Source organism: Streptomyces sp. NL15-2K (assembly GCF_030551255.1).
Taxonomy (GTDB): domain Bacteria; phylum Actinomycetota; class Actinomycetes; order Streptomycetales; family Streptomycetaceae; genus Streptomyces.
On record NZ_CP130630.1, the window covers coordinates 4,691,946 to 4,715,284 of the forward strand.

Below are 23,339 nucleotides of genomic sequence, written 5' to 3' on the forward strand. Positions count from 1 at the left end.
CTAACGATCATCCGGGCCAGTTGTCGAACCAGTGGTCTGGGCTGTATGTGCCCCAACCCTGCTCCTGGGATCTGTACCACCAGTGCAACTGAGTGTCTTCCTTGCGCATGTCCTTCGTGACACCTTGGTTGTGCGGATTTCGGTGAAGATCCGTTCCGGCCCCTCGGTGCACATTTTGATCAAGCTCATGGATCGCCGAACCAGGCATCTGGTCTGCGTGATGGATCTCGATCCGATCTCCAAGCTGATTGGGCCGGAGCCCGAGCGAGCCTCGAATAATGTCGGAACGAGTCCAAGGACCAGAATTCCGGATCGGCACGTCCGCTGGGCCCGCACCCGTGCCAGGTGCGCAATTACATGCCACCCCCGGTGGAGTGGTGCCGCAGTTGTGTACGAGGACCGGCGTAGCCCCCGCCAGCACATGGTACGTGTGCAGGCCGTCGACGCTCAGGTCGTAGGTGACGCGTTGTGCCGTGTACGCCTTGACCTCGGCGATCTTGGTCGGCCCACCGTCACCGTTCTGGAGCTTGTAGCCCGCCTTGAGGTCGCCGGCCTGCGTCCAGGCGTTACGGGAGACCTCGTAGAACTGGTGGTGCTTGGTGGTCTGGATCGTCTTGGGACCGACCTTGGTATCGACGATCACGTCGACGTAGTTACGGTCGGTCTTGGTGACGATCACCTCCTTGACCCTGTGCTTCTCCTTCTTCTTCTTGCCGGGCTCGGCCGTCAGGACGTAGTCCCCGGCCTTGACCTCGGAAATCGGCTTGACCATGCCGTTGGCCATCAGCACACCGGTCAGGCCAGTGAAGCTGTGCGGGACACGGCAGCTGGGACCCGACGCGGGTGCCGAGTCCGGCTCCGGCTGTTGCCTCGACTTGGGCCCGTACTTACTGACCGCCGCCCCGAACACACCACCGGTGACAGCCCCGACGGCCGACGCCTTCGCCGCCCCGCTGGCGCTGCACCCCTCCTCGCTCGCCGCGCACGAGACGCCATACCCGACCGCGCCCTCCGCGGCGCCGCCCGCGGCACCCATCGCCGCGCCCTGGGCCACCTTCCCGCCGACCCCGGCGAGCAGGCGGCCCACCGCACCGGAGGCCGCGCCGCCGGCCGCGCCGCCGAGGGCGCCTGTGGCGGCGCCGATCGCGACCGCGCCCAGGAAACCGCCCACCGACTTCGGGCCGTCGCTCATCAGGTAGCCGACGCCATTGGCCGCCGCGCCCGCAAGCGCCGCGCAGCCGATCACGCCCGCACCGGCCGTGGCCGCGGTGCAGCCGGCGAAGACCACCACGCCCACCGCCACCGAGACGATGGTCGCGGCGTGCTGCTTGACGAAGTTGGCTGAGGCCTTGGCCGCCTTCTTGACGGCTCTGCCTATCTTCTTGACCGCCTTCTTGGCTGTCTTGACCGCCTTCTTCGCCACATGTTTGACGGCCTTGGCGACCTTGCGCACCGTCTTCTTGACGTGATGGACGACCTTATGGGCGTAGCGTTTTACGCGTTTGTAGGTGCGTTTGACGTATCTCTTGACCTTCTTGACGCTGTCGTTCACATAGCGCACCGTCTTGCGGACCGTGCGGTACACCTTGCGGGAGACCTTCTTGACCGCCCGCTTGACCTTCTTCACCGCCTTGCGGACCGTCTTCGCCGCCCGCTTGACGGTGTGCTTGGTCTTCTTCCAGGCCGACTTCGCGACCTTCTTGACCTTCTTCGTGACCTTCTTGACGGCCTTCTTGACGAACTCGAACCAGTGACCGGTCGGGTCCACACCCGTCATCGGGTTCTGGTTGGCGTAGGCGTACTGGTTGGCGTTCACCGACGCCGGCAGCGGGTCGTTGCTCACCGTGTCCCGGCTGCTGAACTGGCCGGTCTGCGGGGAGTACCAGCGCGCGGCCATGTTCACCTGGGCCGTGGCCGGGTCCGTCCAGCCGGACTGGTAGCCCAGATTGCCCAGCATCCCCACGGAGGCGGCTGCCTTGCCGAACGGCGTGTACGTCGCCGAACCGGACAGGACCTCACCTGTGTCTGTGAACTGGCCCACCACGTCGTCGTGGATGTCCGTCAGCACCTGCACCGACGACACGCCCGTCTTCACGCCGACCAGCGAACCGTCCGCGTTGCGGCTGTAGACGGCCGAACCGTCCGAGGCCACGTCGTTGCCGGCCCCGCTGTACTTGAAGGCGAACGCCTCCACGCCCAGCTCGTCCTTGGCGTTCAGGACACGGTCCAGACCGTCGTAGGTGTACGTCCGGTCACCCTCGCTGATCACACGGTTGAAGGCATCGGCCTTGACCGGGGTCTGCACCCCGCCCTCGTCCGTGATCGACCTCAGCGTGCCCCGCGCGGTGTACGCGTACGTGCTGTGCCCGTCCGAGGTGAGCCGGTTTCGGGCGTCGTACGTGTACGTGTCGCCGCCGACCCGTGTGCGGTTACCGGACGCGTCGTAGCCGTAGACCTCCGTCGTCGTCCCGTTGTTCCAGGACGTCAGGCGGTTCGCCCTGTCGTACGCGTACGTGTTCGACGAGGCACCGGCGACTCCCGTCGTCGTCTTCGACGTCAGGTTGTCGTTGTCGTCCCACCCGTAGGAGATGGAGGACAGCACCGCACCCGACGGCGAGGTCAGCTTGTCGCTGGTCAGCCGCTCCAACGCGTCGTAGGAGAACTCGCGTTTGGACTTGCCGGCGCCGTAGTCGACCTGCTTGACGTTGTTGTCGGTGTTGTAGCTGTAGGTCATCGTGGAGCCGGTGGCTCCGTCGTTGACCGTCTTCAGCCGGCCCGCGGTGTCGTACCCGTAGGTCGACGTGCCCGCCTCGTCCGTCCGTGAGGTCATCGCCCCGTCGCCGTCGTAGGCGAAGGACGAGGTGCCCGACGGGCCGGACGTGGACAGGAGCAGACCGCGGTCGTCGTAGCTGAAGGTGTTCAGCTCCGTGTCCACCCCCGCGACAGCCGTGACGCGGTCGTCGGAGTCGTACGCGTAGGTGTGGTCGACCGTGGCGGCCTCCGCACCCGCGCCGGTCTGTCTGGTCAGCCGGTTCTTGGCGTCGTACTCGTTGGTGACGACCACGCCGCCCGGGGAGCGCTGCTCCTTCGCCCGCCCGTTCGCGTCGTACACCGTGGTGAAGGTGCGGTCGGCGGCATCGGGATGGGCCGGGGTGGACGGCTCGATCAGCGACTCGGGCAGCCCCCAGGTGTTGTAGGTGGTGATGAACGGATTGCCCCGGCCGTCGGTGAACCGCGTACGGTTGCCCGCCGCGTCATAGCCGAACGTCGTCGTGACCGACTCGGTCGCCGAGACCGGCTCCACCGCCTTGGTCACCAGACCCGTGGCATCGAGCGTGAACGTGGTGGTGTGGCCGCGGTGGTCGGTCACCGACACCGGGTTGCCCGCTCGGTCATAACCCGCGCGGCTGGTGCGCAGCACCGCGCCGGCCGCGTCCAGGTCGCTCGTGGCGACGAGCTGGCCGTAACCGTCGTAGGTGTTCCTGGTGCTGGTGCCGTCGGCGTCCTTGGAGGTGAGGACCTCTCCGTCCATGTTGTAGGTGAACGTCGACACGTTGCCCGCGCCGTCGGTCACCTCGGTGACCTCGCCCAGGACGTCGTACTTGTACGACTCCGACACACCCGTCGGGCTCACCATGCGGGACAGCTCGCCGCCGGGCGCGTTGTACTCGTTGATCGCCGTGTACGCCCGCTGCGTCGGCTGACGCACGATGTCCGTGCTGGTCAGTTCACGCCCCAGGTAGTCCCAGGTGGACTCCTGACGCGCCCCGTTCGGCCGGGTCGCCGACAGCAGGTCGCCGTTGGTGTCGTACGTGAACCTCGACGTGCCGCCGCCCGGCTCGGTCACCGCGGCCAGATCGCCGAGCTGGGTGTACGTGTACGTCGTGCGGTTGCCCAGCGGGTCGACCTCCGCCGTGACCTGGCCGAGCTTGTTGTACTCGTTCCAGGCCGTGGCCGTGATCGGTGTCGTGGACCCCGGCGGGGTGTAGTTCGGCAGCTTGGTCGAGGTCTCCTGGCCCTCGGCGTCGTAGGCCGTGACCATGACGTTGCCGAGCGGGTCGGAGGTCTCGGTCATCTCGCCGAAGGTGTTGTACCCCATCATCGACACCGGGCGAACGGCCGTGGAAGTGCCGCCGTTCGTCTCGGCGTTGACGACCGGCTCGGTGACGGTGGTCTGCTGGGCGGCCTCGTCGTAGCCGTAGTCGGTGGTGTTGCCGTTGACGTCGGTCATCGACACGGGCAGACCGCGCTGGTCCAGCTTCCAGGTGGTGGACCGGACCGAACTGTCTGCCGCCGGCAGGGTGCCGCCGTAGACCCCCGAGACCTCGGAGGCCGACAGGGCCTGGCCGTAGATCTGGACGTCGTCGACACCGCCCGGCCAGAAGCCGGTGTACGAGCCCTGGTACTTGACCCGGCCGATCTGCAGGTCCCCGTTGGCCGGCCAGGGGGATGTGACGTCGTCGGTGCCCTGCAGGGCACCGTTGACATACAGCGAGACCTTGGCCGTCGAGGCGTCGTAGACGGACGTCAGGTGGGTCCATGTACCGACGGCCGGAGCAGCGGTGGAGTACACCAGCTGGGTGCCGAGCTGGCCGGAGGCGTCGTCGCGGGTCGGGATGCGGATGGCCCACTTGTTCGCCGACTGGACGTAGCCCAGCAGGAATCCGGCGTGGTAGTCGCCGTCCTGTGCGACCACCGTGTAGTTCGACGTGGTGGAGGTGAGCTTGACCCATGCGGAGACCGCGTAGCTTCCGGCCGTGTTCACGACCGGACCGTCCGTCTTCGCCCACGAGTTCGCATCGCCGTCGAGAACCGCGCTGCCGCCGTGGTCGGCGTTCCAGTGCATGCCGGTGCCGTGGGAACCGGTGTGGTTGGCGCCGGACGAGTCCCCGACGGAGAAGCCGGTGGTCTCGTCGAGCTTGTAGCGCGCCACCGGAGCCGTGGTGCCGTCGTGCACCGTGGTGCCCGTGACGTTGCCGAGGTCGTCGTACGTGGAGTCCGTCGTGCTGACGTCACCCGTCGCCGGATCGGTCTCCGTCTCCGTCACGACGTTGTCGTCCGGGTCGTAGGAGACCTTGGTGGTGCGGTTGGCCCCCGTCGGGTCGAGCACCGACGACGCGACGCGGTCGGCCGCGTCCACCGTGAAGGTGCTCGTGGTCAGGCCGTCGTTGGTCACCTGCTTGATCAGGTTCCCGGCCATGTCGTAGGTGTTGGACTCCTCGACGAACTGCTTGCCGTTCGCCGGATCCTTGCGTACGACCGTCGCCGGCATGCCGTCGTCGGTGTAGGTGTACGCGGTCACCCACCCCATCGAGTCGGTGATCGACGCGAGCCGGCCCGCCGGGTCGTACGCCCGCGACTCCTGCACCAGCGTCGTCGGCGCCGACGGGTTGTTCGGGTCGCCGGTGTGGTTGAGCAGACCGGTCGTCAGCGGCCGGCCCTCGGCGTCGAAGGTGTAGGTGTTGACGTTCTGCTCGGGGTCGGTCTCCTTCACCTTGTTGCCGTAGACGTCGTACTCGAACGACGTGACGCCGCCACCCGGGTCCGTCCGCGAGGCGAGACGGTTGTAGGCGTCGTACGTCATCGACGTGGTCCGCGAGGCGTCACCGCCGGTCAGGTCGGCGACGCTCTGCGAGGTGACGTTGCCGTCGGCGTCGTAGGCCGTGGTCGTCTTCGCCCGGTGGACCGCACCGGTGACCCGGTTGGTGACCGAGGGGGCGGTCTCGGTGAGCACCTGGTCGTTCTTGTCGTACGTCCAGGACGTGGTCAGGCCACTCGGATGGGCGTCGGACACCTCGGTCTTGGCGGACTGCCGGCCCAGGTTGTCGTACGTGTACGTGACCTTGGCGCCATTGGCGTCGGTGACCTCGGCGAGGTCGCCGTTGGCGAAGTAGACGTGCTTGGTCTTCTTGCCGCCCGGCGTCGTCACCGTGTCCACGAGACCGGCCGGCGCCACCGCCGTACCGCCCTCGGCCGCCGGGGTCGAGGACGTGGTGTACGTGGTGGTGGCGGTGCGGCCGTTCGGATGCCCGGCCACCGGCGGGCTGGTCACCGACAGCAGGTTGCCGCCGGTGTCATAGCTGTAGCCGGTCAGATAGGTGTTGTCCGTGGCGGACGCGGAACGGGCGTCCCGCTCGGTCAGGAGCAGGTCGTTGCGCGGGTCCATCGGCGGGAAGGCGGTGGTCGCGTCCGGATAGTACGTGTAGTAGTCCGTGGCGCACTTGTTCGCGGCCGTGTCCTGGCAGTCGGTCTGGGAGACCGTGTTGCCGCGGACGTCGTGACCGGTGATGCTGCGGTTGCCGTTGGCGTCGGTCACGGTGTGCAGGAAGCCGCCCGTGTCGTAGCCGTACGTCGTCCGCTTGCCGTTGGTGTCGATCGCGGCCAGCAGACGGTTGCCCATCTCCGCGTCGTAGACGTACGTCAGCGTCTTGTCGGTCGGGTCGGTGAGGGTGACCGTGCGCACCGGGGCGATGCCGGAGGAGGCCTTGTACGCCGACCAGTGCTGCTCGACCTGGTCCTCGCTCAGCGCGTGGCCGTATGCCGCGACCTCGGCGATGGAGCCCTTGAAGAAGCTCACGTCACCGGGCGAGCTGTACCAGGACTTGCCGAAACCCGCGCCGACGAAGGTGCGGGTGTTGGACTGGTCCTTGGCCTCTCCGCTGAAGTCGGCCTGCTTGGCACCGTCGAGGTACAGGGTCTGGGTCGTGCCCGAGGCGGACAGGACGGCGTGGTGCCACTTGTTGTCGTTGACGGTGTTCGTGGACCCGAAGGCGGTGCCGCCGGAGCCGGAGACGCTCCACCAGTGGCCGTGCAGCTTGCCGTCGGCGCCGACGTACAGCAGCGGGTTCCAGCTGCCGGTCGGGGTGGTGCCGGTGGGCGGCTGCGACTGGTCGGACAGGATCACGCCCGGGGTGCCGGTCTTGAACCACAGCTCGACGGCGCGCTGGGACGAGCCGTGCCACGGGGTGAACGGGATCTCGGCGTACGAGGAGGTGCCGTTGAAGGACGCGGCGGTGACGTCACCCGTGGCGAAGGGACCCGTCACGCCCTGGGTGACGGTGCTGTACGTGCCGACGCCGGTGTGGATCTCGTTGGCGGCCTGCGCGGCGCCCTGGGTGTCGGCCAGTCGCCAGTAGCCGGAGGGGGCGGAGCCCATCACGGCGGAGCGGTAGACCTGCGAGGAGCCGGTGACCGTGGGCGGGTTGAGCTTCCAGGTGCCGCCGTCGCCGTCCGTGGCCTGCGTGACCAGGTCGTCGGTGGTGCTGTAGACGACCTGGGCCTGGTTCTTCAGACCGGGCGTGGTGATCTTGCTGAGCAGACCGGCGGACCGCTTGGCGGCCTGGTACTGCGCGGTGATCACCGACGGGTCGAGCGGCTCGGAGTAGATGGCGGCCTCGGCCATCTGACCGGCGTAGTGCCCGAGCTGGTCGCTGGGGTCCATGGCCGGCCAGCCCTGGGTGTTCACGCCCGCGCCGAGCGAGATGTAGGGCTGCTCCCAGTCGTTGATGGTGCCGGTGAGGGAGCCCTGCGCCACGCCGTCGAGGTAGAGGGTCTGGCTGTTGGCCTGACCGGTGAGGACCGCGTTGTGCCACTGACCGTCGGTGACGGTGGCGCCGGAGGCGATGTTGGGGCTGCAGCTGGGCGACATGGCCAGGCAGCCGCGCAGCTTGCCGTCGGTGCCGACGTACACCGCGGGGGTGTTCTTCGTCGTGTTGTTCACCGGGTCGGCGTCGCTCAGCGGCTTGTCGCCGTAATAGAACAGCACGCCTCCGGCCGTGGTCGTCTTGAACCACAGCGAGACGGTCATGTACGACGGCGTAGCACCCGGTGCGGACGGCATCTCCACGTACGAGGTGCTGCCGTTGAACGTGGCCGTGGTCTGGGTGGAGCCCGCGAGAACGGAGGAACTGCCCAGGGTCACGTTGTGGTAGAGGCCGTTGTAGCGGCCCTGGCTGCTGTCGACCGTGTCCTTGGCGACGGTGGCTCCGGACGCTTCGCCCAGGCGCCAGTAGGCGTACGGGTCGGCGTCCAGCACCGTGGTGCGGTAGTGGTTGCCGGTGGCGTAGGTGTACGCGGTGCACTTGGACCAGTCGGCCGGCGGGCAGACCTTGGTCAGCTGGTCGCCGCTGTAGTTGTACTGCCAGGTCTGGGCGGAGTTGGAGTCCCCCGGGGTGGACGGGTCGGTGGCGACCGTCGCGACATGTGCGGCGGTGGCGCCCGTGGGGGTGGCCCAGGAGAGGGTCAGGGACCGCTTGGACGTCTCGTTGGTGATCTTGGTCAGCTGCTTGGACGCGTTGTACGTGAACGTCTCGGTGCGGCCCGCGAAGTCCTTGATGCCGGATATCGCATAGGTGCCGGTCTTCGCGGTGGCCTGCTTGAAGGCGTACTCCGTGAAGTCCTTGTCCGTCAGTGTGTAGCCGCCGGTCACCGACTGCAGACGGGCGTAACGGCCCAGCGGGGGCTGAAACGTTCCGTCACTGTTGCGGCCGAAGGCGACCTGCTCACCGCCCGGATAGGTGAGGATCACGCTGGTGACCGTGCCCGCCGGGTCCTTGACCTCGGCCGCCTTCATGTCCGCGACCGTCGACCAGCCGGCGCCGAACGCGCCGTCGATCCGCGGGTCGAGGCTGTTGTAGGAGCGGTCGATCTGCAGCGAGGGGCCGACCACCTCCACGTCCGCGTCGGTGTCCTCGGTGGTGTAGTTCGCGTCGGACGGATCGAACTCATGGCCGTCGGTGTTCTGGGCCAGGCCCGAGGTCACCGGCGGCTGCGGCACGGCGGTGGTGAAGCGGCTGGAGTACGTCACCTCCTCGTAGCCGTCGCTCACCCCCACGTACCAGGCGTAGTTCTTGGACCACTTGAGCTTGCCGGCGGGTATCTTCCAGCTGCTCTTGGAGAGGGCGCCGGAGGTGGCCACCGGCGTGGTGCTGCCGGAGTCGGCGTCGTAGACCTCGAAGGTGTACGTCAGGGCCGCGTTCGGCCACTTGTCCGCGTCCTGCGCGTAGACCAGCAGCTCCGGGCGCAGGGTGTTGGCCTGGAAGTTCTCGGGCGGGTACTGGGCGTTGACCTGCGGCTTGGTGTTGGGCGCGTAGGTCAGGTCCAGAGACGGGCGCCAGCCGGAGGTGGCCGAGTCCTCGGAGTGGAACTTCTTCCAGTGCAGGTTGTCCGTGGTCGGCGCGGTCATCGCGAGGCCGTAGTTGGCACCGCCGGTGGCGACCTGGGTGAACCACGACGTGGACAGCGTCACCGGCATCTTCACACCGACGCCGGTGCTGCCACTGGTGTTGGTGCACGAGGAGCCCGGGTTGACCGTGGCGGAGCCGATGGCGGAGCCGTAGGCCGGACCTGGGTACGTCGTGGTGGTCGACGGCGACCACGACTGGGTCACCGGGTACACGGAGAACGGCGTGGCGGTGCACGTCGAGGACCACAGCGCCCAGACGTTGAGGGTCGCCGCGGAGACCTTCTGGCCCGCGATCGTCGAGCTCAGTGACGAGAACTGCAGGAAGGAGTTGGCCTTGTTGGTGCCCGAGTCGTACGAACCGACCTTGATCTGGCTCTCCGCGGAGCGATTGGCGCTGAGGTCGGACTGCACATACGTCGCTTCGCTCGCGGCGAGGACCGTCGTCGGGTCGACGGTGACCGGGTAGACCCGCTCGGGGTCGTCCAGCCAGGCCCGGTCGGCGGTCATCCGCAGCGCCGGCTCGCCGTCCACGGTGGTCAGCTCGTAGGAGACCTCCTGGGAGCGGGTGCCGTCACCGGACCGCTGGTCGACCCTGGCGTCCTCCATGAAGCCATGGGGAATGGTGGCGGTCACCTTGCCGTCGGCGTCGGTGAACTCCACGCCCCCGTCCTTGGCAACGCGCGGCGTCAGGCCCTTCGCATCCAGCGAGAAGACCCAGGAGTTGGCCGCGTCCCTGGAATGCAGGACGAGGTTCTCCTTGAAGCCTTCGGCGATGGGGACGAGTTGCACGTCCGTCTCGGGCAGCACGTCGGCGTAGACGACGACGCCGCCCTCGTCCTCGGCCGCCACGGCCTTCCGCGCGCCCCGCAGCGAGTACGCCAGGGTCCGGCCGGCTCCGAAGTCGACGGAGGCCAGCTGCTCGTCGGCGGCGTTCGCGGCGAACCCGACGTCGAGGGAGTTGGCCTTCTGCTCGAACCGGCCGTCCTTGTCCTCGACCAGGGTGGTGTCGATCGGCTTCCAGGTGCCGTCGGCCGCCTTGAAGTTGGCGCGGCCGTTGTAGTGGCGGATCGTGGTGGAGCCGTCGGCGTTGACGTAGTAGTCCGACGTGGCCGTGGACTTCTCGGCGTCGCGCTCGCTGGTGCGCGGGTCGAAGCTCTTGCCCGTGATCGGGCCTGCGCCGGTGGCGGTCTTCTCGGGCCGGTCGACCGGGCGCTCGTAGGCGTCGAGTTGCCCCTTGCCCTCGCCGGGCTCGCGACCGACACCGCGGTCGGCGCTGGTGGCCTCGGCCGAGGCGCGGTGGCTCTTGCCGCGAGCGGTGCCGCCCTCCTGGTCCGGGGTGTCCGCCGAGGAGGGCTCGGTGGCCCATTTCCACAGGCCGGACAGCGACAACTCGGGCATTTTCACAGCCGACAGCGTGGCCCCGGAGGCCGCCGCCGTCTCGGTGGTGAGCATGAACGAGAAGGAGACAAGGACAGAAATGGCCGTAGCCCTCACTCTGCGCCTGCCGGTAGGCCCCGGCGGGAACAAGCGAGGGCTACGGACCCAGCGAACGCGCATGGGCAAGCCTTTACTTGAGAAGCACACAAAGCTTCGAAAGCTTGCACGTCATGGGCACATAAGCGCCACATAAGATTGACGTCGTTAGCTGATCTTTATCGGTCGGTGCCAGCCATATGCGCGTTCGTCACTTTTCGGCCATCCGCACGGCCCGCCGGATCGATTCAGCCACCGTCTCGTGGAGCTTCCCGTCGGGCTTCGCGACGGTGACGTTTCCGGCCTTGACCGCCTTGGCCGCCTTCGTGCCCGACGTGCCGTCCACCACGACGAAGTGCACCTCGGGGTGTTTCGCGGCGGCGGCCCGCGTGACCTGAACCTGCGAGGTGCCGACCGCCAGGACGACTTCGCACTGCCGCTGGATCAGGCTGTTGAAGAACGGCCCGGCATTGTCCACCGACTGCGGCCCCGTGACCGGCACGTAGTTGACCCGGGCCAGGGTCTCCAGGGACGCCTTCTGCATTCCCTCCCACACGGAAGCGGCAGTCGTGCCCTGCGTGATGCCCTCCTCCCCCGTCAGCAGGCACGCGTCGACCTCCGCGTACTGGCGCGCACGCGGATCAGGGGGCCCGTCCTGGTCGCCGGTGAGCAGCCACGCGCCCACCACCACCACGAGCACGAGGACACCCGCACCGCCCGCGGCCCAGCCCCTGCGGCCCCGCAACGCACCCGCGGTCGCGGCCGTCACACGGGCGACGGCCGCCTTGCGCGCGGGCTTGCCCCTGCTGTCGTCGCGCTTGTTCCCGCGCCAGGTACGCCGGATCTTCATCGCGGGTCACTCACGGACGATCTGCCCAGCAGGCAGTGCAGCGCGGCACCGACCGTGGCGACCAACAGCAGCAGCACATCGGCGACGTACTGCAGGCCATGGGTATCCACCGGCGTGAGCATCACGTCGGCCAGCCACGCGACATTGACCGCGGTGAAGATCACCGCCGCCGACCAGTCGGCACGCGTACCCCGCCGGAAGGCCAGCACCAGCGACGGCACCGCCGCCAGCATCCCCAGAGTCACCACCGGTACGGCCGCCAGTGCCGCCCTGGCGAGCAGCCCGGGGGCGGCGCCGGTCCCCGATCGAGCCGCGGTCGCGGCACCCACGTCGTGCTTCACGGCGATTTACCTCTGCTTCTCGGGAGCGTGCGTATGTATGCACGAGATAAGGGCAGGCGCCGTAGAGTACATCCCACGCCGGACCGCATCAGCCTGGGGCCCTTCTGGTGGATCTCCGCGGGAGAAGGAGCGGCGTTCGGTGCGTGCTCTCGGCGTGCCGGGCGGAAGCCCTTGTAGCGGAGCTACTAGGGCTTTTGTCCGGTGCGGCGAGAGTGCGTGCCGGGCGTCGCGACGCCGCGGAGATCCATCAGAAGGGCCCCAAGGCCCGGCGAGGCAGGGTCGAGCGGGTCCGCTCACAGAGCGTGCCGCACCCACACATTGGGCTCGACGTACACCGCGTAGCCGCGCTCCGGCTCGCAGCGCACCGGCACCAGCGCGCCGGGTACCTCGATGTCGCCCGCCGTGTCGAAGGGCAGCCCGGTCCAGCGGCGCCACTGCTCCAGTGAGCCGGGCACGGTCATGGAGGCCGGTGCGACGGAGTCGATGGTGGCGCCGACCCGGGCGTGGACGCGCAGCCACGGGTCGTGCGGGAGGCCGTCGGGGCGTACGCGGTGGGCGTACTCCTCGATCGGCGTGCGCGGTTCCAGGTGCTTGGCGTTGGGGCGGACGGGGGCGACCACCTCCTGGAAGCCCTGGGCGCGGGCGCTGTCGCGCATCGCCGACAGCATCAGCGCGGACAGGCCGCGGCCCTGCACGTGGGGAGCGACGCTGATGGCGATCGCGCTGACCGTGTCGGGGCGGACGCCGCGTCGCAGGTCGGCGAAGGCCCACAGGAGCACCTGGTCCCAGCCGAGGGCGGGCAGTTCACCGCGGCCCTCGACGGCGAGAGCGAAGGGCACGCTGTGGGCCTGCGCGACGACCTCGCCCCGCTCGTCCTCGGCGAACAGCACGTGCTGCGGGAGTTCGGTGGCGATCCGGCCGTAGTGGAAGGCGCCGACAGGGTCCGCCAGCACGAACTCCGGCCAGCTGGTGGCCATTTCGACCACTCGCTCATGCATCTCGGGACGCTCGGCGAGACTCGATACCTTCAGCTCCATGCGGTCACCGTAAGGGCCGGTGCGGGAGCGGGAAAGCGGGTTTCACGCCCCCCGGCTCCGGCTCCGACCGCCGTGCCGACCACTCGGTCTGGCCGCTTGGTCCGGCCGCTTGGTCCGGTCGCTTGGTCCGGCCGCTTGGTCCGGCCGCTCGTTCCAGCCGCTGGGCCCGGCCCTTGGGCGCCGGGGATCTTGACGACGTAGGTTGACGGCATGGTTGAGGGGGCGAAGACCACGGCGGAGGCCGTGTCTTCGGGCACGCGAGGGCGGCAGACGGTTGAGGCGCCTTCCGGGACTGAGAGCGGGTCGCCGCCGGCTCATCCCTGGCACTGCCGCAGCATCATCTGCCGGTCCGGCGCGGTCACCGACAGCTCGTACTTGAGGGCGACCTGGGTGAAGCGGACCGCGTAGGCGCACCGGATCCGCTTGTTCGGCGGGAGCCAGGCGGCGGGGCCGGAGTCGCCCTTGGCAGAGTTGGCCCGTCCCTCGGCCGGGATCAGGTTGAGCGGGTCGTTGGCCAGTTGCTCGCGCTTGTCCTCCGACCAGCGCGAGGCACCCATCTGCCAGCTGTAGGACAGCGGCACGACGTGGTCGATCTGTACCTCGGAGGCCTTTTGCTTGCGCCACTCGATGGCCGTGCCGGTGTAGGGGTCGTCCAGCGTCATCGCGATGACCACGCAGTCGGAACCGGAGCGGAAGCGCAGGCTCTGACCGTCGCGTTTCAGCAGGTCGTTGCGGGTGTCGCAGCCGTTGCGCGCCAGCGGGACACCGTCGGCCGTATCCATCCACGCGTACCCGAACTCGTCCCGGTCGTAGCCCGTTTTGGGTCCACGTCCCTTCGTCCGCAGCGACTCGATGAGCTTGCGAGCCGCGGCCTCGTCGGCCTCGCTCGTCAGGGGGGCGAGGCCCGGCTTGGTTCCGTCGGGGTTCTTCAGGGGGCTGACGGCGTGCCCGTCCGGGGCCGGAGCCGCCGCACCGCCGCCGGCCGAGGAACCCGCTTCCCCTTCGAGGCCTTCGCACCCGGCGACGAGGGCCATGGCGACGCACACGGCCAGTCCGGTCCTGACGGCCGCCGCCGCCCCGCCCCGCAGCCGCATCATCACGCGCGCCTCCCCTTGCCTCCAGGTCCCGCCCCGCACGGCGGTTTTCCTGGTCACACGGTAGCGGGCGAGAGGTCCAGACCATAGCGGCCCCAAATGGGCATCCCTCGCAAGTCGGGCGTATCGTCGATTCGAGTCACCTCCGGAAGGAGTTCTGGATGGGCATCTTCGACAGGTTCAAGGGCCAGGCGAAGGGCAGCAAGTCCAAGGACGTGTCCGACGCCGCGGAACGGAAAGTCAACAAGAAGACGGGCAACAAGTACGAGCGCCAGGTCGACGACGCGCAGCAGCGAATCGAAGGCTCGCTCGGCATGGATCGCGACAGGCCCGAACAGCCGTAAGGCCGGAGATTCACGGAGGTCATGGGGCCCGTCGGGCACGACGCTCGCCCGGGTTCCCCTGAGCCATCTTGAATCAGAGGCCGTCCGCGGAGACCCACCTCCCGCGGGCGGCTTCACGTTCCCCGAGGTCCCGTCACAGCTTCCGAGACCCGTCACACCTTCCCGCTCCTGAGCACAGGCGCACGGCCCTCTGAGCTCCCTCTGGCCTTCCTGACCGGGCCCACTTGACCTTGACACCGGCGTCAGGGTTCGACGATCCCTCCATGACTTCCGTGAACAACGTACAGACCAACGGCCCCCGAACCGTCCTCGTCACCGGCGCCGGCACCGGAATCGGCCGTGCCACCGCCCGTGCCTTCGCCGCGCAGGGCGCGCGCGTCGTCGCCGTGGGCCGCCGCGAGGCGCCCCTCGCCGAGACCGCCGAGGGCCACCCGGGGATCACCCCGCTGCCCGCCGACATCACCGCGGACGACGCCCCGGACCGCATCGTCCGAACGGTCCTCGACAGCCACGGCCGACTGGACGTGCTGGTCAACAACGCGGCGATCGTACGGAGGGAGTCGCTCGGCACGTACACCCGCACCGCCATCGACCCGCTCCTCGCGACGAACCTCACCGCCCCGGTCCTGCTCACCCAGGCCGCGCTGCCTGCCCTCACCGACAGCAAGGGCGTGATCGTCAACGTCAGTACGTCGGTCGGACAGCGCGCCTGGCCGGGCAACTCCCTCTACGCCGCCACGAAGACCGCCCTTGAACTCCTCACCCGCAGCTGGGCCGTGGAACTCGCCTCGCGCGGCATCCGGGTCGCCGCCGTCGCACCCGGCGCGATCCGCACGCCCATCGGCACCCACTCGGGCCTCACCCCGGAGCAGATGACGGCCTTCCGCGAGTGGCAGCTCGCCCACACCCCGCTGGGCCGCATCGGCGACCCCGAGGAGGTGGCCTGGGCGATCACCCAACTCGCCTCGCCCGACGCGTCCTTCGTCACCGGCGTCGTGTTCCCGGTGGACGGCGGTGCCGTACTCGCCTGACACTGCTCCCATGCGCATCGGCGAACTGGCGGCGGCGACCGGCACGACCCCGCGTGCCCTGCGGCACTACGAGCAGGCGGGCCTGATCACCTCCGAGCGCGCCGCGAACGGCTATCGGCTCTACGACCCCGGTACGGCCGTCCGCGTCCGCAACATCCGCCACCTCCTGGACGCCGGTCTCACCCTCGACGACGTACAGGTGTTCCTGCCGTGCCTGGACGGTGACGTCACCGCGGGGCCGGCCTCGGAGGCGGCCTTGCGGGTCGCCGCCGAGCGCCTCGCCGTGCTGGAGGGACGCATCGCCGCGCAGGCCGCCGTACGCGACCGGCTCGCGGCGGCCCTGCGCGAGGCCACCGGCGCCCGCATACGGCCGGTGGCCTGATCGCCCGTCACAACCTCCACGTCCCCGGAGAAGGGGACTCCTACGATCCCAGGATCGACGTCAGGAACTCGCCGACCCAGCCGAGCAGTTCCCGCCCGACCAGCGGCTTGCCGCCCACCTTCGCGGTCTTCGGGCGCGGCACGAGCAGCTGGTGCAGCGCCGGCTTGATGACGGTCCCCGGGTAGAGCCGCTTGACCCGCAGTTCCTGGGACTCGCGCAGTTCCACGGGCGCGAAGCGGATGTTGTTGCCCTGCAGGACGATCTCGCCGACCCCGCACGCCCGCGCGAGCATGCGCAGGCCCGCCACCAGCAGCAGGTTCTCCACCGGCTCGGGCAGCTTGCCGTAGCGGTCGACGAGTTCCTCGCGTACGGACTTGATGTCCTGCTCGGAGTTCACCGAGGCGATCGCCCGGTAGGCCTGGAGGCGCAGCCGCTCGCCGGGCGCGTACTCGTGCGGGACGTGCGCGTCGACCGGGAGCTCGATCTTGACCTCCAGCGGCGGCTCCTCCTCCACGCCGCCCTCCAGGGAGGCGCGGTAGTCCGCGACCGCCTCGCCGACCATACGGACGTACAGGTCGAAGCCGACGCCCGCGATGTGGCCGGACTGCTCGCCGCCGAGCAGGTTGCCCGCGCCGCGGATCTCCAGGTCCTTCATCGCCACGTACATGCCCGCGCCCATCTCCGTGTGCTGGGCGATGGTCGCCAGGCGCTCGTGGGCGGTCTCCGTGAGGGGCTTCTCCGGCGGGTAGAGGAAGTAGGCGTAGCCGCGCTCGCGGCCGCGGCCCACGCGACCGCGCAGCTGGTGCAGCTGCGAGAGGCCGAAGTTGTCGCCGCGCTCCACGATCAGGGTGTTGGCGTTGGAGATGTCGATGCCGGACTCGACGATCGTCGTGGAGACGAGGACGTCGAACCTCTTCTCCCAGAAGTCGACGACGACCTGCTCCAGGGCCTGCTCCGACATCTGGCCGTGGGCGATGGCGATCCGCGCCTCCGGGACGATCTCGCGCAGCCTCGCCGCCGCCCGGTCGATCGACTCCACCCGGTTGTGGATGTAGAAGACCTGGCCCTCGCGCAGCAGCTCGCGGCGGATGGCCGCGCCGATCTGCTTCTCCTCGTACGGGCCGACGAAGGTGAGCACCGGGTGGCGCTCCTCCGGCGGGGTGGTGATCGTGGACATCTCGCGGATGCCGGTGACCGCCATCTCCAGGGTCCTGGGGATCGGGGTCGCGGACATGGTCAGCACGTCCACGTTCGCGCGCAGCTTCTTCAGCTGCTCCTTGTGCTCGACGCCGAAGCGCTGCTCCTCGTCGACGATGACCAGGCCCAGGTCCTTGAACTTGGTCTCCGAGGAGAACAGCCGGTGGGTGCCGATGACGACGTCCACCGAACCCTCCCTGAGCCCCTCCAGGACCGCCTTGGCCTCCGTGTCGGTCTGGAAGCGGGACAGCGCCCGCACATTGACCGGGAACTGCGAGTAGCGCTCGGAGAACGTCCCGAAGTGCTGCTGCACCAGCAAGGTGGTGGGCACCAGTACCGCCACCTGCTTGCCGTCCTGTACGGCCTTGAAGGCGGCGCGGACCGCGATCTCCGTCTTGCCGTAGCCGACGTCGCCGCAGACCAGGCGGTCCATGGGGACCGACTTCTCCATGTCCTCCTTGACCTCGGCGATGGTGGTGAGCTGGTCGGGCGTCTCGGCGTACGGGAACGCGTCCTCCAGCTCGCGCTGCCAGGGGGTGTCGGCGCCGAAGGTGTACCCGGGTGCCGCCATGCGCGCGCTGTACAGCTTGATCAGGTCCGCCGCGATCTCCTTGACGGCCTTCTTCGCGCGCGCCTTGGTCTTCGTCCAGTCGGCGCCGCCCAGGCGGTGCAGGGTGGGGGCCTCGCCGCCGACGTACTTGGTGATCTGCTCCAGCTGGTCGGTGGGGATGTACAGCCGGTCGCCGGGCTGGCCGCGCTTGGCGGGCGCGTACTCCACCACCAGGTACTCGCGGGTGGCGCCCTGCACGGTGCGCTGCACCATCTCGATGTAGCGGCCCACGCCGTGCTGCTCGTGGACGATGTAGTCGCCCGCCTCCAGGGTCAGCGGGTCGATCGTCTTGCGGCGGCGGGCGGGCATCCGGGCGCCGTCCTTGCCGGCCGCCTTCTGGCCGGACAGGTCGGTCTCGGTCAGCACGGCGAGCTTCAGCGCCGGGGCGACGAAGCCGTAGTCGATGGACCCGCACGCCACGTGCACGACCGACGGGGAGATCTCCGCGAGGTCCGCGTCCAGCCGGGCGGCGATGCCCTCGCCGCCGAGCACCTCGACGGTACGGGCCGCCGGGCCGTGCGCCTCGGTCACGTAGACCGCGCGCCAGCCGTCGGCGAGCCAGCCCTTGGTGTCGGCGAGGGCCCTGGCGGTGTCGCCGCGGTAGGTCTCCGGGGCGTGCATCCCCAGCTTCAGGGTGTCCGCGTCAAGATCTTCGTCGGCCGCGAACGGCGACACCGACCACCACATCATGTCCAGCTCGCGCGCCCGGTCCCGGACGTCCGCGATGGACCACAGGGAGGCGGCGTCGACATCGATGGGCGCCTCGCCGCCCCCCGCGGTGGCCGCCCAGGACGCCTGCAGGAACTCCTGGCTCGTGGCCACGAGATCCGCGGCACGCGTGCGGACCCGCTCCGGATCGCATACGACGGCCATGGAGCCCTTCGGCAGGACGTCGAGCAGCAGTTCCATGTCGTCGACCAGCACCGGTGCCAGGGACTCCATGCCTTCCACGGCGATGCCCTCGGCGATCTTGCCGAGCAGTTCGCCGAGCTCCGGGTGCTGCTCGGCGAGGGCACGCGCGCGTGCGCGGACGTCGTCGGTGAGCAGCAGTTCGCGGCAGGGCGGGGCCCACAGGCCGTGCTCGGCGACTTCCAGGGAGCGCTGGTCGGCGACCTTGAAGTAGCGGATCTCCTCTACGTCGTCGCCCCAGAACTCGATGCGCAGGGGGTGTTCCTCGGTGGGCGGGAAGACGTCGAGGATGCCGCCGCGCACCGCGAACTCGCCGCGCTTCTCCACGAGCTCCACGCGCGCGTAGGCCGCCGCCGCGAGGGCTTCCACCACCTCGTTCAGGTCCGCGGTCCGGCCCGTGCGCAGGGCCACCGGCTCCAGGTCGCCGAGGCCCTTGACCTGCGGCTGGAGCACGGATCGTACGGGTGCCACGACCACCGAGACGGGGCCGGTCTCGGGGTCGTCGGGGCGGGGGTGGGCCAGTCGGCGCAGGACGGCGAGACGGCGGCCGACGGTGTCGCTGCGGGGGCTGAGGCGCTCGTGCGGGAGGGTCTCCCAGGACGGGTACTCCACGACCCCCTCCGAGGGGAGCAGGGAGCGCAGGGCCGCGGCGAGGTCCTCCGCCTCACGTCCCGTCGCCGTGACCGCCAGTACGGGGCGGGCGGCCTCGCGGGCGAGGGCGGCGACCGCGAAGGGGCGGGCCGCCGGGGGGCCGACCAGGTCGACGTGCATGCGGTTGCCGTCTGCGGCCGCGGTGATCGCTTCCGCGAGGGCGGTGTCCTTGACTACGGCGTCGAGCAGACCGTGCAGGCTCATTCGGGGGCGGCTTTCGTCCGGGGGTGGGCAACGCGAAGGGCCCGACGCGGTGACCGGCCGGGGGTCTCCAGCGTACGTCGCTGTGGATGCCGGTGGCGGGGGCTGTGGACAACGTGCGCTGTGCGGGTGCCCGGCGCGGGTGTGGGCCCACCCACCACCCCGACTCGGTCGGCCACAGGCAGACGACGAACCCGGCGCCGAGAAGTCCCCCGTACTTCTCGGCGCCGGGCTTCCCCCGTCTCTGTGGTAGCTCTGTGGTGGCTCTGTGGTGGCTCTGTGGTGGCTATTCCGTCGCGATCGCGTTCAGTACGTTCATCCGGCCCGCCCTGAACGCCGGGATCAGTGCCGCGAACAGGCCCACGAAGGCCGAGCCGATGAAGACGCCGATGATCGTCGGCCAGGGGATCTCGAGGACGTTCAGGCCCTCCAGGGCGAGGAGCTTGTGGGCGGTGGCGCCCCAGCTCATGCCCAGGCCCAGGCCCAGCAGCGCGCCGAACAGGGCGATGACCACCGACTCCATGCGGATCATCCGCCGCAGCTGGCGCCGCGACAGGCCGATCGCCCGCATCAGGCCGATCTCCCGCGTCCGCTCGACCACCGACAGGGCCAGCGTGTTCACCACGCCCAGCACCGCGACGATGATCGCCAGGGCCAGCAGGCCGTAGACCATGTTCAGGAGCTGGCCTATCTGGTCCTTCAGTTCCTGCTTGTAGTCGGTCTGGTCGCGGACCTGGTACTGCGGGTAGTCGTGCAGCGACTTCTTCAGCGCCGTGTACGCCTGATCCTGCTGGCCCTCCTTGGCCTGCGCGAACATGATCGTGTTCGGCGGGATCTGGTCGGCCGGGACGTACTTCCGCATGGTCTCGATGCTGGTGTAGCGGGCGCCCTGGTCGAGGGCGCTGTCGTCGCTCGTGATGGCCGCGACCTTCAGCTTGGCCGTCTCACCGCCCTTGAAGGCGACGGTGATGGTGTCGCCGACGCGCACGCCGTGCGCCTTGGCGTAGTCCGAGCCGACCGACATGGCGTCCTTGCCGTAGGCGGCCGAGAGGGTGCCCGCCGTGGTCGGGCGGCGCAGGTCCTGGGCGTACGTCGGGTCGGCGGCGGTGATGCCGGAGTCGTCCTTCTTGCCGTCGGGCGAGGTCAGCGTGGCGTTGAGTTCCTTGTAGCGGGTGACGTGGGTCAGGCCCGGCGTCTGCTGCATGGCCTTCTCGGCCTGCGGCACGATCCGCTGGTTGCCCTGGACGATGAAGTCCGCGCCGACCGACTTGTCCAGCTCGCTGGTGGCCGAGGCGACCATCGAGGAGCCGACCACCGACAGGCAGGCCACCAGGGCCAGGCCGATCATCAGGGCCGCGCCCGTGGCGCCGGTGCGGCGCGGGTTGCGCAGGGCGTTGCGCTCGGCCATGCGGCCCACCGGGCCGAAGGCCCGCAGCAGCACCGCGCTGATCACCCGCACGACCCCGCCGGCCAGCAGCGGCCCGATGACGACGAAGCCGATCAGGGACAGGACGATTCCCCCGCCGAGCGTCAGCGCGCCGTCGCTCGCCTTGTCGGCCGTGGCCGCCGTGTAGAGGGCGAACGCGCCCGCGCCCGTCAGCACGAGCCCGATCAGGCCGCGCACCAGGCCCGCCCTGCCGTCGGCCGGCGTACCGGCGTCACGCAGCGCGGCCATCGGGGAGACCTTGCCGGCGCGGCGGGCCGGCAGATAGGCGGCGAGGACGGTGACCACGACGCCGAGCACGAGACCGGCCACCGGGGTCGCCGCCTTCACCGTGAGGTCGTCGGTGGAGAGGTTCATGCCGGCCATCGACATGAGCTTCATCAGGCCGATGGCGATGCCGACGCCCGCGCCGACTCCGAGGATCGAGCCGACGAAGCCGAGCAGCAGGGCCTCCACCAGCACCGAGCGGTTGACCTGCTTGCGGGACGAGCCGATCGCCCGCATCAGGCCGATCTCGCGGGTGCGCTGGGCGACCAGCATCGAGAAGGTGTTGATGATCAGGAAGATGCCGACCAGGAACGCGATGCCGGCGAAGCCGAGCATGGCGTACTTGATGACGTTCATGAACTCGCCGACGTCCTTGCGGTTCTCGTCGGCGTTCTCCTTGGCCGTCTGGAGCTTGAACGTGCCGTCCAGCGTCCGAGCGATGTTCTGCTTGAGCTGCGTGTCGCTGACTCCGGCCGCGGCTGTGACGTTGACCTGCGTGAACCGGCCGGTGGCGCCGAGCAGTTCGCGCTGCGCGGTGGCGGTGTCGAAGAAGACGATCGCGGCACCGGGGTTGGTCACCTTGAAGGCGGCGATGCCGACGATCTTCGCCTTGAAGTCACCGGCGACGGAGATGGTGCGCAGTTCGTCGCCGAGCTTCAGGTCGTGCTTGTCGGCGGTGTCGGCGTCGACCATCAGCTCGGTCGGCCCGCGCGGGGCGTGGCCGGAGGTGATCTCCATCGACCGCAGGTCGTTCTTGGTCCAGTTGCCGGCGATCGTCGGGGCGCCGCTGCTGGACCCCATGTTCTCGTTGTCGTTGTCGACGACGGTCACGTTCATGGAACTGACCGCGCCCTCGGCCGACTTGACGCCGTCCGCCTTGGTCACCTGCTCCAGCATGGCGGCCGGCAGCGACTCGGGCTTGCCGTTCTGCGGGGTGTCTTCGCTCTTGGCCTCCTTCGGGGCGACGGTGACGTCGGAGGCGGTGGTCGCGAAGAGCTTGTCGAATGTCGTGTTCATGGTGTCGGTGAAGACGAGCGTGCCGCACACGAACGCCACCGACAGCAGCACGGCGACCGCCGACAGCGCCATGCGTCCCTTGTGCGCGAAGAAGTTGCGCATCGAGGTCTTCAGGACGGTCATGACGTACGCCCCCGGGCGTCGAAGTCCTTCATGCGGTCCAGGACGGCCTCGGCGGTCGGCTTGTACATCTCGTCGACGATCCGGCCGTCGGCGAGGTACAGCACACGGTCGGAGTACGAGGCGGCCACCGGGTCGTGCGTGACTATCACGATGGTCTGGCCCAGCTCGTCCACCGACTGCCGCAGGAAGCCCAGTACTTCGGCCCCCGCCCGCGAGTCCAGGTTTCCGGTCGGCTCGTCACCGAAGATGATCTCCGGGCGTGCGGCCAGGGCCCGCGCCACGGCGACCCGCTGCTGCTGACCGCCGGAGAGCTGGGTCGGCCGGTGCTTGAGCCGGTCGGAGAGCCCGACGGTGTCGACGACCCGGCCCAGCCAGGCCTTGTCGGGCTTCCGTCCGGCGATGTCCATGGGCAGCGTGATGTTCTCTATCGCGTTCAGCGTCGGCAGCAGGTTGAACGCCTGGAAGATGAAGCCGATCCGGTCCCGGCGCAGCTGTGTGAGTTTCTTGTCCTTCAAGCCGGTGATCTCGGTGTCGTCCAGGTAGATCTGTCCGGACGTCACCGTGTCGAGACCGGCGAGGCAGTGCATCAACGTGGATTTGCCGGACCCCGAAGGGCCCATGATCGCGGTGAACTGGCCGCGGGCGATGTCCACGTCGACATGGTCGAGGGCGACGACGCGGGTCTCCCCGGACCCGTACGCCTTCACGACCTGCCGCGCCCGCGCGGCAACGGCCGTACGCCCTCCAGCGCCCCCGTGCCTGGGAATGGTTACAGCCGATGTCACGGTAAGTCTCCTATGTCGGTCAGTAGGTGAAACGACGGACCCATCGGTCGGTCCATGAAGGTCCATGAATGAGTCGCGAGAACGGAACTGCTACGACGAAGAGTCTGGTCGGAGGCGGGGGTCCGGCGCGCTGGTGTTCAGCGCAGTCTTTTACTGAGGAAAACCCCACCCCCGTGGGTGCGGTGAACCGCCCCCGACCGCTTCCCAGCGGCGTAAAGCCAGGTTAAGGACAGCTTGCATCCCGTCTCGTCCTCCGACGGTACGAACCCTCCCCGAGCCGTAGTACGGAGGTACCCCTAGGGGCCCTCCACCGCCGGGTGGAGCGATTCTCGGGGTCCGCTCCACCCTCCGGCGCACTCAGGCTCCACCCTCCCGCGACGTGAGGGTCAAGTGGGAAGC

At 69.2% G+C, this 23,339-nt stretch carries 11 protein-coding genes; 3 read left to right on the forward strand and 8 right to left on the reverse strand.

Features of this window, described 5'->3' with window-relative positions:
* Positions 1–7: 7 nt before the first annotated feature.
* From Q4V64_RS20865 to Q4V64_RS20885, 5 genes are all read right to left on the reverse strand, one after another.
* Positions 8–10,636: a LamG-like jellyroll fold domain-containing protein gene (locus Q4V64_RS20865; protein WP_253267102.1), complete on the reverse strand. Its 10,629-nt coding sequence runs from the start codon at positions 10,634–10,636 to the stop codon at positions 8–10.
* Between the two features lie 232 nt (positions 10,637–10,868).
* Entirely contained in the window at positions 10,869–11,507 is a 639-nt protein-coding gene (locus Q4V64_RS20870; protein ID WP_124441617.1) for a BMP family ABC transporter substrate-binding protein, read from the reverse strand.
* Positions 11,504–11,848 (reverse strand): hypothetical protein, encoded by a 345-nt coding sequence (locus Q4V64_RS20875; RefSeq protein WP_124441616.1) that lies wholly within the window; start codon positions 11,846–11,848, stop codon positions 11,504–11,506. Before Q4V64_RS20875 ends, Q4V64_RS20870 begins: the two co-directional genes overlap by 4 nt.
* Positions 11,849–12,141: 293 nt before the next feature.
* Entirely contained in the window at positions 12,142–12,885 is a 744-nt protein-coding gene (locus Q4V64_RS20880; RefSeq protein ID WP_124441615.1) for an N-acetyltransferase, read from the reverse strand.
* Between the two features lie 314 nt (positions 12,886–13,199).
* Positions 13,200–13,982, reverse strand: a complete 783-nt coding sequence (locus Q4V64_RS20885; protein WP_253267109.1) for an HNH endonuclease family protein — start codon at positions 13,980–13,982, stop codon at positions 13,200–13,202.
* Between the two features lie 158 nt (positions 13,983–14,140).
* On the opposite strand from Q4V64_RS20885, the gene Q4V64_RS20890 reads away from it, so the two are divergent.
* From Q4V64_RS20890 to Q4V64_RS20900, 3 genes are all read left to right on the forward strand, one after another.
* Positions 14,141–14,323 (forward strand): Rv0909 family putative TA system antitoxin, encoded by a 183-nt coding sequence (locus Q4V64_RS20890; RefSeq protein ID WP_124441614.1) that lies wholly within the window; start codon positions 14,141–14,143, stop codon positions 14,321–14,323.
* 263 nt (positions 14,324–14,586) lie between these two features.
* Entirely contained in the window at positions 14,587–15,354 is a 768-nt protein-coding gene (locus tag Q4V64_RS20895; RefSeq protein ID WP_124441613.1) for an SDR family oxidoreductase, read from the forward strand.
* A gap of 10 nt (positions 15,355–15,364) precedes the next feature.
* Positions 15,365–15,736, forward strand: a complete 372-nt coding sequence (locus Q4V64_RS20900) for a MerR family transcriptional regulator (protein ID WP_124441612.1) — start codon at positions 15,365–15,367, stop codon at positions 15,734–15,736.
* Positions 15,737–15,776: 40 nt separating this feature from the next.
* Here Q4V64_RS20900 and mfd read toward each other — a convergent pair whose 3' ends face one another.
* The 3 genes from mfd to Q4V64_RS20915 form a co-directional block, all read right to left on the reverse strand.
* On the reverse strand, positions 15,777–19,307 hold the full coding sequence (gene mfd / locus Q4V64_RS20905) for a transcription-repair coupling factor (protein WP_124441611.1): 3,531 nt from the start codon (positions 19,305–19,307) through the stop codon (positions 15,777–15,779).
* A gap of 283 nt (positions 19,308–19,590) precedes the next feature.
* A complete protein-coding gene (locus tag Q4V64_RS20910) occupies positions 19,591–22,155 on the reverse strand; it encodes an ABC transporter permease (RefSeq protein ID WP_124441610.1) in 2,565 nt (854 codons plus the stop codon).
* Entirely contained in the window at positions 22,152–22,940 is a 789-nt protein-coding gene (locus tag Q4V64_RS20915; RefSeq protein ID WP_124441609.1) for an ABC transporter ATP-binding protein, read from the reverse strand. The genes Q4V64_RS20910 and Q4V64_RS20915 overlap by 4 nt, the downstream gene beginning before the upstream one ends.
* Positions 22,941–23,339: the final 399 nt, after the last annotated feature.